Source organism: Dyella sp. SYSU CM1112 (assembly GCF_058216415.1).
In genome coordinates this window covers 66,998-80,483 of record NZ_JBZEGI010000001.1, presented here as the reverse complement: position 1 = coordinate 80,483, position 13,486 = coordinate 66,998, and the positions used below count along the sequence as shown (strand labels likewise).

Below are 13,486 nucleotides of genomic sequence, written 5' to 3'. Positions count from 1 at the left end.
CGGGCCTTCCGCTCACTTTGATTCACGATCCTTGTCGATGACTCCCTCCATTCGCCTCAAACTTGAAGCCATCACCGAACGCCATGAAGAACTCGGCCTGCTGCTCAGCCAGGCCGATGTACTCGCGGACAGCTCCCGCTTTCGAGAGCTTTCGCGTGAATATGCCCAGCTGCAGCCCGTCGCCGACGCCATGCGCGAACAAACCCAGCTGGAACGCGAGCTCACTGACGCGCGCACGATGCTCGACGATCCCGAGCTGCGCGACATGGCCGCCGATGATATTGCTCGGCTGGAAAGCCGCACAGCACAGCTCGATGATGAGCTGCAGCTATTGCTGATTCCGAAAGATCCCCGTGACGAAGCCAACCTGTTTCTCGAGGTTCGTGCAGGTTCCGGCGGTGACGAAGCCGCCATCTTTGCCGGCGACTTGTTTCGCATGTATACCCGCTACGCCGAACGTCAGCGCTGGCAAGTCGACGTACTGAGCGAGAACCCAGGTGAACACGGTGGCTACAAGGAAATCATCGCCCGCATCGAAGGCAAGGGCGCATTTTCCCGCCTGAAATTCGAATCAGGCGTGCACTGTGTAAAGCGCGTGCCGGTCACCGAATCACAGGGACGCGTGCACACTTCCACCGCCACCGTCGCGGTGCTGCCAGAACTGGACGAAATCCAGGACATCGACATTTCCCCCGCCGATCTGAAGGTCGATACCTTCCGCTCTTCCGGCGCCGGCGGCCAGCACATCAACAAAACCGATTCCGCCATACGCATCACCCATCTGCCCAGCGGCATCGTGGTGGAATGCCAGGACGAGCGCAGTCAGCACAAGAACCGCGCCCGCGCCATGAGCTTGCTCAAGGCCCGCTTGCTGGACGAAGCACAATCCAAGCAAGCCGCCGAACAGGCACAATCGCGGCGCCTTCAGGTTGGCACCGGCGATCGCAGCCAGCGCATTCGCACCTACCGATACAAGGACAATCTGGTTACCGACCATCGCATTGGCCTGGACCTGCACCATCTGACGGACATCATGCAGGGAGACCTGGACGGGTTGCTCGGCGCGCTGACCCGGGAACATCAGGCAGACGAACTGAAATCCCTGGCCGCCGCCACGCACTGAGAGCCTCACCTCGCGCTACTCTTTGACCTAGAACAGGGGTTCCGCATTCACTAGCAGCTCATTCGGTGAGTCCGAATGACGGCCTTGAGCGCGGATTTTGTCGCCACTCCATCCATCCGGTACCGATGTCCGACGTCCTACCCACCGATATCGCCGCGACGCTGCAAAAACTCAGCGATCTGCTGCAGCGTAATGCCAATGAAGAGGCCGCCCATTTCGCGGCCTTGGCGCGGCGTCAATTTCCGGTATCCGCCGAATTGATCCGCCTGCATGGCGTAGCGCTGTTGCGGCTGGGCCAGCGCAGGGAAGCTCACGCGGCATTGAATCGTGCGGCGGAGATTGCCCCTGACAACATCGAGCTGCAATGCAATCTGGCCAGCCTGTCCATGGCCGATGGCCGGGTCGGCGCAGCTATCGAGCGTTTGCAGAATGCCTTGAACAAGTCACCTAAACATCCCGCCCTGTGGCAAGCGCTTGGCGCCGCCTATATGTCCACCGGACAGCACGCCCAGGCTCGTGATGCTTTTGCCACGGCCATCTCGGCGCTACCTCAACACCCGGCCATCCGGCTCAACCTCGCTGCCGCGGAAATGGAATTGGGGCATCTGGCGGAAGCAGAGGCTCACGTGCGCCAAGTACTGCAGCAGGCGCCCTCCTCCGACATCGCACATGCCATGCTTGGCCATATGCTGCATATGCAACGCCGGCCGCAGGAAGCCGCCGCCTCGCTACGGCAGGCCAGCAAGCTTGCCCCCAACAATGCACAACATGCATTTCAAGCGGCACTGATGCTGGATGAAGCCGGTGATCTTGCTGGCGCCAATGACGCCTTCGCGGACGCCCTGGCGCGCGAACCCGGTTCGGTACCGATCCTGGGACAGCTATTGTTCGCACGTCGCCGCCTGTGCCATTGGCAAGACATCGACGCGCTGAGCGAACAGGTGGCCCGAGCCGTGGCTGAAGGCATGCCCGGCATCCACCCTTTTGCCTACCTCGTCGAAGATGCCGACGCCGATGCGCAACTGCGCTGCGCAAAGACGTATGCCGCACGTATCGAGCAACAGGCAGCGGACTTTCGGCAGCAAATGGGTCTACGCCATAACCTGCCATTGCCGGACAGTCCGATTCGAGTCGGCATGCTCGCCGACGGCTTTCACGAAGCAGCCATCGGACAGCATCTGGTCGCGCTGGTTGAGGCCCTCGCCGATAGCGATCTGGAGATCCACCTGTTCGCAGCAACGCCTGATGATGGCGGCAGCGTGCGGCGGCGCCTATCCGCGGCAGCTACCTTGCACGACGTCTCCGCACTGCGCCGTACACAGCTCGCTTCGCTTATCCACGGCACCGCTATCGAGATATTGTTTGACTTGAATGGCTATCGGGGTCGCGGCAACGCTGAATTGATGGCGCTACGGCCCGCCCCCGTGCAGGTAGGCTGGCTGGGATATATCGGCACCTCCGGCGCCCCATGGATGGATTATCTGCTAACCGATGCCATCGCGCTTCCCCGCGAGTTGCGCGAACACATCAGCGAAAAAGTGATCTGGCTTCCTCGATGCCATCAGCCGAGCGATCCGTATCGAGTTCAGGCCTCGCTACCATCCCGTGCGGAATGCGGCTTGCCGGAAGAAGGCATCGTGTTTGCCTGCTTCAGCGAAACGCACGCGATCAATCCCTCCGTATTCGCACGCTGCATGCTCATCTTGCAACAAGTACCCCACAGCGTACTGTGGCTACTCACCGGTCCGGCGGATACCGATGCGCGCCTACGGAAGGCGGCGAGTGCACTCGACATCGCGCCCGAACGCCTCATTTTCATGCCGCATCTGTCGTACGCCGAATACCTTGCGCGCTATACACATGTAGATCTTTACCTCGATACGCTGCCGATCAATGCTCGTGGCGTTGCATCGGATGCGCTTTGGGCCGGCTGCCCGGTGCTCACACGCACCGGCGAAACCATGGCAGGTCGGACCGTCGCCAGCCTTTTGCATCATCTTGGCTTGCCCGAACTGATTACCGCCGACGGCGTATCCTTCATCGGCATGGCCACCGCACTAGGCAACGATCCGGAGGCTTTGGCGGCGGTTCGCAGCCACCTTATGCAACAACATAGCCAGAGCCCGTTGTTCGACATGCAAGGTTTCGCCGCGGATTTTCGAAAGGCAGTGCGCACCATCAGCGCGCGATACCGCATTGGACGTCCGCCCGCCGATATCGAACTCTAATGTTTTGGCAGCGCGGCAATCCGTCCGAGATAGACGTCTAAAAAATCAGAAAGCCTTCCCGTGCGGGAGCATCGTCTTCGCTAAGAATCACTTCATCGACCCGTGCAGCCGAAGGCCCTTGCCATAGCCAACGCTCAAGCTCCTGCAAAGCGCTCCGGTCGCCGCTGACCACCACTTCCACGCGACCATCGTCGAGATTGCGCGCGTGACCGCATAGCCCAAGACGCAGCGCTTCCTCCCTGGTGCTGGCGCGAAAAAACACGCCTTGCACCTTGCCACTAATGAGGAAGCGAATGCCGGTCATCACGTTATCGACCTATAGCGGCACTCAATAACGCAGGCGTTACCGGGCCTATGAAATGTTTCGCCACTTTGCCGTCTGGAGCAATCAACCATGTCGTCGGCAAGCCCTGCGGTTCGTCAAAATCCTTGAGCGGCTTATCCATTGTCACCTGTGCAATGGGATAGCTCACCGGATGTTTGTTCAGGAATGTGCGTATATCCGCCGCATCCGTGTCTTCATAAGCAATGCCGATTGCGCGCACGTTGGGATGCGTCGCTACAAAATGCGAGATGCCCGGCAATTCCTTGATACAAGGCACGCACCAAGTCGCCCAGAAATTGACGATCACCCAATGTCCACGCTGCGATGCCAGATCGTATGGCTTGCCATCCAAGGTCGTTATCTTGAGCGACGGCTGCGCAGGCATCGCCGCATGTACAGGAGTAGCCAGCACACAGGCAGCCAGCAGCAAAAGCGTTACGAACGACTTCATGTTTCAGATTCCTGCTTCTCGGGTATCTGGCGCGAAGGCGCCGGTGGGGAGCCCACAGGATAGACTCTATCCAGCCGCGTACCCAGTGTAACGTCCAACGAGTGCGCGACCCGGGTCAGCAACGCCAGCAATTCCGGCGGCAATTCGATGCCGGATGCAGCGACCTGTTCCGCAGGATTTAGCGGCAGCCGGTAGCCGCTGTGCCGATAGACGTGCAGCAAATCTGTGCTGTCCAGGCTACGAACCAGCGACCACGCGCCTCCTTCACTACGATGAATCAGTCCGGCGCGTACCAGGTCATCGAAATATTGCGCGATCGACGTGCTATGCAGACAAGGCTCTGCCGCGCGGATAGATGCCAGATCAGTGCACCGCCCTGCGCGCTGCGCATCCACGAAATGGCGCAGCACCACCAGCAAGCCAAGAAACTCCGAACCCTCTGGCAATACGTCACAGGGGGCCTGGTATTCGAAAGCCGATACGGATGCCGACACTGAGGCGCACAGGATCACGATCACCCAGGACAAATATATCCACAGCAGGAACAAAGGGATGATGGCCAGCGCGCCGTAAATCTGCTGATAGTTGTGCGCGTTCCGCACGTAATGGGTGAAACCCCAGCGTGCCAGTTCAAACAAGGCAGCGCCGAGCAACGCACCTATGGCAGTGTGTCTTCTATTGACCTGGCGATTGGGCACCGTGGTGTAAAGCAACCACAAGGTAAAGAAAGTCACCACGAACGGCAGCGCCTTGAGCAGCTCCTGCCCAATGCCTAATTGCTGACTCGCATCGCGCAGCAGCGGTACGGCGGCCAAATACGAGGTGAGGGCGATGCCGCCCACGACCAGAATGGGTCCTAACGTCAGCGCAGCCCAGTAGAGCAGCAAGCGCGGCCCCCACGGCCGATGGCTGCGCACATTCCAAATACGATTGAGGCGGTCTTCGATGCTGATCATCATCGACACTGCGCTGAACAACATCACCAGAACGCTTATGCCCGTGAGCTTGCTCGCATTGGAAGCAAAGTCGAGCAGTGTTTTCTGCACTGTCTCTCCCGCTGCCGGGACAAAGTTGCCGAAAACAAAATTGATCAATGTGTCACGCGCATCCTCAAACATGGGAAACGCCGCGAACATGGCCAGCACCGCCACGGTGAGCGGCACCAGCGACACCAGCGTGGTGTATGACAGCGCGCCAGCCGTCTCGAAGCACTTGTCATCGAGGAAACGGCGCCAAAGGAAACGGCCGAAAGTCAGCGTGCGGTCGCGATCGAAACGCAGGTTCATGAGTCCGGTCAACATCCCAGCTGTTCGTACACTACCCCATACCGTAGCGCGATGCGCTGTTCGGTCGGGGAACCCGTGTCGACAGTATGCCCTGGCAAGCAGACGAGGTCGTGTCGCCTACGTAGAATGGCCTCTTACCTCACTCCCATTCCAGCGTCATGACCGACATTCTCATCCTGTACTACAGCCGCACCGGCCATACAGCCCAACTGGCACGGTTGATTGCACGCGGCGTGGAAGAAGTGCCAGGCATGCGTGCGCGCATACGCCAGGTTCCGCCGGTTGCGCCAGTCACCGAGGTAGCCCAGCCCCCGGAACCGGATGAGGGCGCGCCTTATGTCACCAAGCAGGATCTGTACGAATGCTCCGGGCTCGCCTTGGGCAGCCCGACCCGCTTTGGCAACATGGCCGCGCCTTTGAAGCATTTTCTGGATACCACCGGCGCCGAATGGGCGAGTGGCACCTTGGCGGGCAAACCCGCCGCCGTCTTCACCGCTACCAGCACCATGCACGGCGGCCAAGAGTCGACCTTGCTAAGCATGGCACTGCCGCTGCTTCACCATGGCATGTTGCTGTTAGGGATTCCCTATACCGAACCTGCGCTCAGTCATACCCAGAGTGGCGGCACACCCTACGGCGCCAGCCATGTGGCGGGCCCCAAAGGAGACAATGGCATCAGCGAGCACGAACGCGATCTCGCCCGCGCACTAGGGCGGCGCCTGGCGGATATCGCTCGCAAGCTGGCAGCCCAAGCATGACGTCGCATTTGCCCGTCATGCATCGCATCGGCATAGCCGCCTGGATAGCGCTGACCTTGCTGCAATGTATTTGGTATGCATGGCTGTTTCCGCCTCAGCACACACCCATGTGGCTGGTCCTATGCATCACCGTGATGCCGCTGCTGCTTCCTCTGCTGGCCATTCGCAAAGTGCGCCGCGCCCTGCTTTGGACGGGGATGCTCAGCCTGTTCTATTTCTGCCACGGCGTTGCAGAAAGCTGGAGCTCACCGCAAGAGCGCTTGCCGGCCTTGGTGGAAGTGTTGCTTGCGTTGCTATTGATCGGCGCACTGGGTGCCGACGCAAGATGGAAAGCCCGTAAAAACCCCAGTCGCCAGGCACACACAAGCAAGCATCCAAGCTGATTCTTGGCAAGCCCCTCTGGGACAAGATAGCGGTTCGAGGTGCCAGAAATCCTATACTGGCCCTGCTGGTTTGCCGAGGTGATTGATATGGGATTTCTGCAAGACGCCCCTCAGCTCGCCCATCCCTACCGTAGCGACCGCCTGCTGATCGGCCTGCTTGACCGTGTGTTTCCTGCAACACATCGGGCCGGCCTCGATGCGGATCTCGATGCATTGGGCGACTACGCACACATGGCATGGGAGCGAAGCCACCAGAGCACGCGACGCAAACCAGTGTTGACCCAATGGGATGCATGGGGTCGCCGCGTTGATCGTGTCGAATTGACCACCGCATGGCTCGAAGGCCCGCAGCTCACCACGCGCCATGCCATCCTTGCATCCGGTCATGAACATCACGAACATGCGCGCCTGGAAGAATTTGCGCGCGCCTATCTGTATCACGTCGCCAGCGAGTTCTATACCTGTCCGCTTGCGATGACAGATGGTGCCGCGACAGCGCTGAAAGCCTCCGGTAATCGATCGCTGATCGATCGCGCATTACCGCACTTCCTGAGCCGCAAGGCAGATACGTTCTGGCTATCAGGACAATGGATGACAGAAAATGCAGGCGGTTCGGATGTCGGCCGCACTGAAACGACGGCGAAACAGGATGATCAGGGTCAGTGGCGCCTTTACGGCCGCAAGTGGTTCAGCTCGGCGGTGGTTGGCGAAGCCGCATTGGCGCTGGCTCGCCCGGAAGGCGCAAGTGAAGGCGCATCGTCACTAGCGTTGTTTTACGTCGAGACTATGAACGGCGATGTACGCAAGCCAGAGCTGGTCATCGATCGGCTGAAGGACAAACTCGGCACTCACGAGTTGCCCACGGCAGAAATCCATCTTGAAGGCCTGCCTGCATGGCCGGTTGGCGAACTCGCGCATGGTGTGAAACACGTAGCGCCCATGCTGAACATCACGCGCACATGGAATGCCGTAGGCGCTCTCGCTAGCATGGCGCGCGCCATCAGCCTGGCCCGGGACTACGCGATACGTCGCCAAGTATTTGGACGTCCGTTGATCGAACAACCCCTGCATGCACAAACCCTGGCCGATATGCAGGCTGAATTCGAAGGTGCGTTCGCACTAACGTTCGAAGTGGCACATATGCTGGGGCGGGTGGAGCACGGGGCTGCCCAAACCTATGAGCCGGCACTCCTGCGCCTGCTGACGCCGCTGACGAAGCTATGGACAGGCAAAATGGCAGTCACGCTATGCTCGGAAGCGCTGGAGTGCTTCGGTGGGGCCGGCTATATCGAAGACACCGGCCTACCCCAGCTGCTGCGTGACGCACAGGTATATGCCATATGGGAAGGCACTACGAATGTGCTTTCGCTTGATGCCCTGCGTGTACTGGGCGGTAACGAGGGCTTCGCAGCCTTGCGCCAGGCAGTTGCCGGCTGGCTCGGCGCAACGCCGGACTCGCATGTCGCGTTCACCCTTCAAGCTGCGCTGGACGCCGTCGCCATGCACCTGGATACGCAGAAATTCGGACGCATCGAACTGGAAGCCGGCGCACGCGGCGTCGCTCTGACATTGGCTCGATGTGCCGCTGCCGCCCTGATGGCGCGCCAGGCAGCCTGGTCATCCGATCGGCACGACGAGCGATCCGCAGCCGCTTTGCGCCGCTTCCTCGGTCATGGCCTGCTGCGTCTTTCCGACATAGGCAGCGAAGACACCCGATTGTTGCTGCGATGAGAGGCACGTACCCCGGACAGGCAGCTAAAATGCGAATTCATCCCCAAGACATCGCGACCATGCAGCATCTGACCATCGTCACCACTGGCGGCACCATCGACAAGATCTATTTCGATGACAAGTCGGACTACAAAATCGGCGCGCCGCAGATCGGCGACATCCTCAGTCAGCTTGGCGTAGCTTTCCAGTTCGACGTCATTCCGATCTTGCGCAAAGACAGCTTGCACATCACCGCTGAGGATCGCGCGCTGATCCGTTCCACCATCGAAGCACAGCCGCATCGCCACGTGCTGGTGACGCATGGCACCGACACCATGGTGGAAACTGCCAAAGAACTGGCATCGATCAAGGGCAAGGTGATCGTATTGACCGGCGCGCTGAATCCCGCTCGCTTCCAGGGCTCTGACGCGGTGTTCAATATCGGTTGCGCAGTAGCGGCTGTGCAGACGCTGCCGGACGGTGTTTACATCGCCATGAACGGCCGTGTGTGGGATCCGTCCAAAGTCCGCAAAAACCGCGAAGCGAACCGGTTTGAGGAAATGAGCCTTTAAACCCGCTCTCCAAATCGGAGAGAAACGGGCTTCAAAGCATCCCCGTCTCGAGCTTTGCCGCTTCTGACATCATCGAGTGATTCCACGGCGGATCGAACACGAGGTCGACATCCGCCTCCACTACGGTGGGAATTAATTCGAGCTTGGTACGTGCGTCGTCGACCAATACATCGCCCATGCCACACCCGGGGGCAGTCAGGGTCATCTTCACGTATACGTTGCGCTGCCCTTCACCCGCAGACTCCAGGCTGACATCGTAGACCAGTCCCAGCTCGACCACGTTGATGGGGATTTCCGGGTCAAACACCGTGCGCAGTTGCTGCCACACCAACTTCTCCACATCGGCGTCGCTGGCATCCGCTGCCAATTCCAAGGGCGGCGGCGGCTCCTTGCCGAGCGCATCCGCATCATTGCCGGCAATCCGGAACAAATTGCCTTCCACATACACAGTGAAACTGCCGCCAAGTGCCTGCGTGATGTAGCCCACCTGACCGGCAGGCAATACAACGCTTTCGCCTTGCGGCACCATGACCGCGCCGCAGTCTCGTGCCAGGGTGAAGGGTTCGCTGCTAAGACTGAAACCGCTCATGCCATCTCAATAGAGTCGTGGGGAGAAACAGCCGGCTGGACCGGCTCACTATTATGCCGGGCGTCCGCTGAAGCCTGCACCTCACACATCAGGCTCACCGTTGGGAAACTCAAGGGAAGATCAGGCAAGAAAGGGCGGGATGTTAAGATGCACGCTTTGCCCCGCAGGACACCGCGTGATCCGGCCTCAACCTTCCTTTAGCGACCGCCCATGACCTTGCGCCAGATCGTAGGAGAGTGTTTTGCGCTCTGTTGCGCCGCCATGCTGGGTCTCGCCGCCGGGGCCATGTGGTTGGTGCTGAGCCTTCTCTTGCATAGACCCGCACCCTGGCTGGGCCTGCTGGCTGGCTGGCTGCTTGGAATCGCTATTCGGCATTGGGTGCATGGCCAAAAAGGGAACGCCGCGCTGTTGGCCGCGTTCGCCGCGCTGGTGGCAAGCGCTTATCTGCGTGTACTGATGGCAGCCGTGGATATTGCCGCCATGATGGGATATCGCCTGATCGATGCCATGCGAACTGCTGGACTTTCCACACTGCTGGATTTTGCACGCATCGGCGCAAGCAGACGTGATGTCGCCTGGGCCTTGGCTAGCGCAGCGGTTGCCGCCGTGACAGCGATCCGCGCATCGAAAGTTCGCTCATAGAGCGATTTAGCCGTCCAAGGCTTTCAGCTCCGATACGAGCTGACCGGCCGCAGCCTGTCCGTCGCCATATAGCATGCGCGCATTGTCGGCATAGAACAGCGCGTTCTCGATGCCGGCGAAGCCGGTGCCTTTGCCGCGCTTGATCACGATGACTTGCTTGGCATCTGCCACATCCAAAATCGGCATGCCGTAAATAGGTGACGACGGATCCGTCTTGGCAACCGGATTGACCACGTCGTTGGCGCCGATAACCAAGGCGACATCCGTGACCGGAAACTCCGGATTGATGTCTTCCATGTCCACGATCAGGTCGTAAGGCACGCCCGCTTCGGCGAGCAACACATTCATATGCCCCGGCATACGCCCCGCAACGGGATGGATGGCAAATTTCACTTTCACGCCACGTGCAATCAACAGCTGCGCGAATTCCCATACTTTGTGCTGCGCCTGCGCCACCGCCATGCCGTAGCCAGGCACGATCACCACGCGCTCGGCATACGCCATCATCACGGCGGCATCAGCAGCCTCGATCGGCTTTTGGCTACCATCGATGGCTTGCGCCGCCGTACTTGCTGCCGCGCCGAAGCTACCGAACAATACATTGCCGATCGACCGGTTCATGGCCTTGGCCATCAGTTGGGTCAACAACGTGCCCGCCGCACCCACCACCATGCCGGCGATGATCATCGCTTCGTTATGCAGCACGTAGCCTTCAAACGCCACCGCCAAGCCGGTAAAGGCGTTGTAGAGCGAAATCACTACCGGCATATCCGCGCCGCCGATGGGCAGCGTCATCAGCACGCCAAACAGCAAGGCAAGGACAAAAAAGGCGGTAACCAGCGCGAAGGTAATATGCCCCGTTGCCAATGCAATACCGGTCAAGACAGCCGCGACCAGCACCAGCAGATTGACCACTTGTTGCCCGGCAAAAACAAAACGACGATCCAGCCATCCCTGCAACTTTGCGAAGGCAATCAACGAACCGGAAAAGCTGACTGAGCCGATGAACGCGCCCAGCACGCCCAGAGCCAGCGTCACCGGACTGAGCGGATGCGCAGCAAGGGGGCTGTTCATCGCGGCTTCGCCGACATGGCCGATCAACTCGGCCGCGCCAATCGACGCAGCCGCGCCGCCGCCCATGCCGTTATAGAGCGCAACCATCTGCGGCATCGCCGTCATCGCAACGCGTCGCCCCGACCACCAGGCCGCCGCCACGCCGAGCAGCACCGCTACAAGGATCAAACCCCGGTGCGCCATGTCAGGCAGCAGGAAGGTAGCCGCCACGGCAAGCAGCATGCCGAAGCCGGCCCATAAGATGCCTCCGCGCGCCGTGCGCGGCGAACTCATGCGTTTCAGGCCAAGGATGAAGAGCAGTGCGGCAAGGAAATAACAAGCGTCAATAAGTGTCTGTGGCCAGGCCATCAGCGCCCCTCCTTGCCACCCGGCCCGGGCTTGCTGGACTTGAACATCTCCAGCATGCGCTCGGTGACCACGTAACCACCCGCGGCGTTGCCGGCACCTAGTAGTACGCCGATGAAACCGATCGCCATTTCGAGGGGCGTCTGGGCATGGCCTAGCGCGATCATGGCCCCAACCAGCACAATGCCGTGTATGAAGTTGGAGCCGGACATCAACGGCGTATGCAAAATCACCGGCACTCGCGCAATGATTTCGTATCCCGTGAACGCGGCCAACATGAAGATGTAAAGCGCCAGGAACCCGTCAAGCATGTGCTTCCCCCGCCAATCGGTCACCTTCGTCGCATCATACGGTGAGTGGGATGCCCCGATCCACGTTGCTCCGCCGGTTGGCGGGTCGCGCTGGGCTGGTGGACGGTCAACCCCGGCGAGCTCCAAGCGTTAATGGCGAGAGTCGAACAGATGGAGCCCCGGGATGCTCGCCCTGACGAATCGGAGAACGACGCCATGAACAGCGTCTCCACCGTGTTCGAGGCGGAATTTCTTGCGCAGAACAGTCATACCGCGCCGGCCACCCTGGATGCGTTCCTGGCCAGCATGGAACGGCGTGCTTTCCGCATGGCCGAGCTTCATCTGGGCAACCGGGAAGATGCACTGGATGCCGTGCAGGACGCCATGCTTCGCCTGGTCAAGCACTACCGGGGCAAACCGGCCGAGGAATGGACGCCGCTGTTCTGGGGCATCCTGCGGCGACGCATCGTGGACCTGCAGCGCCGCCGCAAGGTACGTTCCATCGTCGTCGGCTGGCTAGGAGGAGGCCACGATGACAATGGCGATGAATTGCCCGTATGGGAGCCGGCTGATAGCGGCCCGGATCCCCTCGAAAAATTGTACGGTGAGCAGTCCTACGCAGACGTGGCCGCAGCGGTAGGAAAACTGCCGCAACGCCAGCGCGAGGCCTTCATCCTGCGAGTACTGGAAGGGCTGGATGTGGCGGAAACCGCCATGGCAATGGGCTGTTCGGAAGGTAGCGTGAAAACACATCTCTCGCGGGCAATGCAGCATCTGCGGGAGCAATTGGAGGAGTGGCGATGAACTCGTCCGACAAACAATTCGAGCAGCGCCTCCGGGCGCTCTACCAGGAGGCGACCTACCGTATCGATCCGGCTACCGTCGGCCGGCTGCGTGCTGCCCGGCGCACCGCGCTCCAAGCCACCGCGACACCGAAGGCCATGCATCATCGCGCACGCATGCTGCTGCCTGTGGGCGCACTGGCTGCCATTGCCTTGGCTGCGCTCGTGATCTGGCAACCGGCGCCGCACCTGCAAGATGAAACCCACCCACAAACAACTGCCGGGGTCGAACAGGATGAGTACTTGCCGCCCGGTGCGGACAAGGCCGATCCCGGCCTGTATCAAAACCTGGAGTTCTATAGCTGGCTTGCCGCCAACGACGGCAGCCAGGCCAAGCGTTGATTCATGCTGCTACCCCGACTTCGCCTGCCTTTACTGATGGTCCTTTTGCTCGGTCTGACGATCGCAGCCCCCTCGCGCGCGCAAGATACGCATCCGTGGAGTTCGCTGAATCCGGCCCAGCAATACCTGCTGGCCCCGCTACAGTCCCAATGGAGCACCCTTCCGCCTCGCCGGCAGGAACACATGCTTCAACGGACACAGGAGTGGATGAAGCTTCCCCCTGAGCAGCAGCAGGAAATCCGCAACCGCATCGCCCGATGGCAGCAGATGACACCGGAGCAGCGTGCGCGAGCCCGCCAGAATCAGCATCTGTACGACACGCTCTCCCCCTCGAAGCAGCAGGAATTGCACAACGCTTTCCGGCGTTTCCAGCAACTTCCGCCGGAGCAGCGCGAGGCGCTGCGCCGGCAATGGCTCCAGCAGACCCCAGACGAACAACGGCAATGGCTGGAGCATCTGGGACCGCGCTCCACGCTTCCTGCCGGACACGCCTTCGGAATGCCGCGGCACTGACATCGTTCACCTG

16 protein-coding genes are annotated in these 13,486 nt (G+C 60.4%); 10 read left to right on the top strand and 6 right to left on the bottom strand.

The window, feature by feature from the left end; translation table 11 throughout:
- Positions 1–37: 37 nt before the first annotated feature.
- Positions 38–1,123: a peptide chain release factor 1 gene (gene prfA, locus AC4HNJ_RS00440; protein WP_490477569.1), complete on the top strand. Its 1,086-nt coding sequence runs from the start codon at positions 38–40 to the stop codon at positions 1,121–1,123.
- A 125-nt stretch (positions 1,124–1,248) separates the two neighbouring features.
- The gene (locus AC4HNJ_RS00435; RefSeq protein WP_490477568.1) at positions 1,249–3,351 is read left to right on the top strand and encodes an O-linked N-acetylglucosamine transferase, SPINDLY family protein; all 2,103 of its coding nucleotides are present in this window, start codon (positions 1,249–1,251) and stop codon (positions 3,349–3,351) included.
- Positions 3,352–3,388: 37 nt separating this feature from the next.
- Here AC4HNJ_RS00435 and AC4HNJ_RS00430 read toward each other — a convergent pair whose 3' ends face one another.
- From AC4HNJ_RS00430 to AC4HNJ_RS00420, 3 genes are read right to left on the bottom strand one after another with little or no spacing between them, the layout of a single operon-like run.
- On the bottom strand, positions 3,389–3,655 hold the full coding sequence (locus tag AC4HNJ_RS00430; RefSeq protein WP_490477567.1) for an acylphosphatase: 267 nt from the start codon (positions 3,653–3,655) through the stop codon (positions 3,389–3,391).
- Positions 3,656–3,659: 4 nt separating this feature from the next.
- The gene (locus AC4HNJ_RS00425; RefSeq protein ID WP_490477566.1) at positions 3,660–4,127 is read right to left on the bottom strand and encodes a TlpA family protein disulfide reductase; all 468 of its coding nucleotides are present in this window, start codon (positions 4,125–4,127) and stop codon (positions 3,660–3,662) included.
- The gene (locus tag AC4HNJ_RS00420; protein ID WP_490477565.1) at positions 4,124–5,413 is read right to left on the bottom strand and encodes a YihY family inner membrane protein; all 1,290 of its coding nucleotides are present in this window, start codon (positions 5,411–5,413) and stop codon (positions 4,124–4,126) included. Before AC4HNJ_RS00420 ends, AC4HNJ_RS00425 begins: the two co-directional genes overlap by 4 nt.
- Before the next feature lie 158 nt (positions 5,414–5,571).
- Between AC4HNJ_RS00420 and wrbA the strand changes: the two genes are divergently transcribed.
- The 4 genes from wrbA (at position 5,572) to AC4HNJ_RS00400 (ending at position 8,836) form a co-directional block, all read left to right on the top strand.
- A complete protein-coding gene (wrbA, locus tag AC4HNJ_RS00415) occupies positions 5,572–6,171 on the top strand; it encodes an NAD(P)H:quinone oxidoreductase (protein WP_490477564.1) in 600 nt (199 codons plus the stop codon).
- Complete coding sequence (locus AC4HNJ_RS00410; RefSeq protein ID WP_490477563.1) at positions 6,168–6,554, top strand: DUF2069 domain-containing protein; 387 nt, start codon at positions 6,168–6,170, stop codon at positions 6,552–6,554. Before wrbA ends, AC4HNJ_RS00410 begins: the two co-directional genes overlap by 4 nt.
- 87 nt (positions 6,555–6,641) lie before the next feature.
- Complete coding sequence (locus AC4HNJ_RS00405) at positions 6,642–8,285, top strand: acyl-CoA dehydrogenase family protein (RefSeq protein ID WP_490477562.1); 1,644 nt, start codon at positions 6,642–6,644, stop codon at positions 8,283–8,285.
- A 59-nt stretch (positions 8,286–8,344) separates the two neighbouring features.
- Positions 8,345–8,836 (top strand): asparaginase domain-containing protein, encoded by a 492-nt coding sequence (locus AC4HNJ_RS00400; RefSeq protein WP_490478072.1) that lies wholly within the window; start codon positions 8,345–8,347, stop codon positions 8,834–8,836.
- Between the two features lie 31 nt (positions 8,837–8,867).
- Here AC4HNJ_RS00400 and sufT read toward each other — a convergent pair whose 3' ends face one another.
- Positions 8,868–9,425 carry a putative Fe-S cluster assembly protein SufT gene (sufT, locus tag AC4HNJ_RS00395; RefSeq protein ID WP_490477561.1) on the bottom strand — a complete coding sequence of 186 codons (558 nt, stop codon included), beginning with the start codon at positions 9,423–9,425 and terminating at the stop codon, positions 8,868–8,870.
- A gap of 210 nt (positions 9,426–9,635) precedes the next feature.
- On the opposite strand from sufT, the gene AC4HNJ_RS00390 reads away from it, so the two are divergent.
- The gene (locus tag AC4HNJ_RS00390; protein ID WP_490477560.1) at positions 9,636–10,067 is read left to right on the top strand and encodes a hypothetical protein; all 432 of its coding nucleotides are present in this window, start codon (positions 9,636–9,638) and stop codon (positions 10,065–10,067) included.
- A 6-nt stretch (positions 10,068–10,073) separates the two neighbouring features.
- Here the strand turns inward: AC4HNJ_RS00390 and AC4HNJ_RS00385 are convergent, their stop codons facing one another.
- Together AC4HNJ_RS00385 and AC4HNJ_RS00380 are read right to left on the bottom strand one after the other, a co-directional pair.
- On the bottom strand, positions 10,074–11,489 hold the full coding sequence (locus tag AC4HNJ_RS00385; protein ID WP_490477559.1) for an NAD(P)(+) transhydrogenase (Re/Si-specific) subunit beta: 1,416 nt from the start codon (positions 11,487–11,489) through the stop codon (positions 10,074–10,076).
- Complete coding sequence (locus tag AC4HNJ_RS00380) at positions 11,489–11,797, bottom strand: NAD(P) transhydrogenase subunit alpha part 2 (RefSeq protein ID WP_490477558.1); 309 nt, start codon at positions 11,795–11,797, stop codon at positions 11,489–11,491. Before AC4HNJ_RS00380 ends, AC4HNJ_RS00385 begins: the two co-directional genes overlap by 1 nt.
- Before the next feature lie 195 nt (positions 11,798–11,992).
- On the opposite strand from AC4HNJ_RS00380, the gene AC4HNJ_RS00375 reads away from it, so the two are divergent.
- From AC4HNJ_RS00375 to AC4HNJ_RS00365, 3 genes are read left to right on the top strand one after another with little or no spacing between them, the layout of a single operon-like run.
- Positions 11,993–12,580 carry an RNA polymerase sigma factor gene (locus AC4HNJ_RS00375; RefSeq protein WP_490477557.1) on the top strand — a complete coding sequence of 196 codons (588 nt, stop codon included), beginning with the start codon at positions 11,993–11,995 and terminating at the stop codon, positions 12,578–12,580.
- A complete protein-coding gene (locus tag AC4HNJ_RS00370; protein WP_490477556.1) occupies positions 12,577–12,960 on the top strand; it encodes a hypothetical protein in 384 nt (127 codons plus the stop codon). The genes AC4HNJ_RS00375 and AC4HNJ_RS00370 overlap by 4 nt, the downstream gene beginning before the upstream one ends.
- Before the next feature lie 3 nt (positions 12,961–12,963).
- Positions 12,964–13,473: a DUF3106 domain-containing protein gene (locus AC4HNJ_RS00365; RefSeq protein ID WP_490477555.1), complete on the top strand. Its 510-nt coding sequence runs from the start codon at positions 12,964–12,966 to the stop codon at positions 13,471–13,473.
- Positions 13,474–13,486 lie beyond the last annotated feature (13 nt).

Coding starts and splice junctions, on each gene's coding strand:
- prfA (WP_490477569.1), top strand. CDS start 38: ATGACTCCCTCCATTCGCCTCAAACTTGAAGCCATCACCGAACGCCAT.
- AC4HNJ_RS00435 (WP_490477568.1), top strand. CDS start 1,249: ATGTCCGACGTCCTACCCACCGATATCGCCGCGACGCTGCAAAAACTC.
- AC4HNJ_RS00430 (WP_490477567.1), bottom strand. CDS start 3,655: ATGACCGGCATTCGCTTCCTCATTAGTGGCAAGGTGCAAGGCGTGTTT.
- AC4HNJ_RS00425 (WP_490477566.1), bottom strand. CDS start 4,127: ATGAAGTCGTTCGTAACGCTTTTGCTGCTGGCTGCCTGTGTGCTGGCT.
- AC4HNJ_RS00420 (WP_490477565.1), bottom strand. CDS start 5,413: ATGAACCTGCGTTTCGATCGCGACCGCACGCTGACTTTCGGCCGTTTC.
- wrbA (WP_490477564.1), top strand. CDS start 5,572: ATGACCGACATTCTCATCCTGTACTACAGCCGCACCGGCCATACAGCC.
- AC4HNJ_RS00410 (WP_490477563.1), top strand. CDS start 6,168: ATGACGTCGCATTTGCCCGTCATGCATCGCATCGGCATAGCCGCCTGG.
- AC4HNJ_RS00405 (WP_490477562.1), top strand. CDS start 6,642: ATGGGATTTCTGCAAGACGCCCCTCAGCTCGCCCATCCCTACCGTAGC.
- AC4HNJ_RS00400 (WP_490478072.1), top strand. CDS start 8,345: ATGCAGCATCTGACCATCGTCACCACTGGCGGCACCATCGACAAGATC.
- sufT (WP_490477561.1), bottom strand. CDS start 9,425: ATGAGCGGTTTCAGTCTTAGCAGCGAACCCTTCACCCTGGCACGAGAC.
- AC4HNJ_RS00390 (WP_490477560.1), top strand. CDS start 9,636: ATGACCTTGCGCCAGATCGTAGGAGAGTGTTTTGCGCTCTGTTGCGCC.
- AC4HNJ_RS00385 (WP_490477559.1), bottom strand. CDS start 11,489: ATGGCCTGGCCACAGACACTTATTGACGCTTGTTATTTCCTTGCCGCA.
- AC4HNJ_RS00380 (WP_490477558.1), bottom strand. CDS start 11,797: ATGCTTGACGGGTTCCTGGCGCTTTACATCTTCATGTTGGCCGCGTTC.
- AC4HNJ_RS00375 (WP_490477557.1), top strand. CDS start 11,993: ATGAACAGCGTCTCCACCGTGTTCGAGGCGGAATTTCTTGCGCAGAAC.
- AC4HNJ_RS00370 (WP_490477556.1), top strand. CDS start 12,577: ATGAACTCGTCCGACAAACAATTCGAGCAGCGCCTCCGGGCGCTCTAC.
- AC4HNJ_RS00365 (WP_490477555.1), top strand. CDS start 12,964: ATGCTGCTACCCCGACTTCGCCTGCCTTTACTGATGGTCCTTTTGCTC.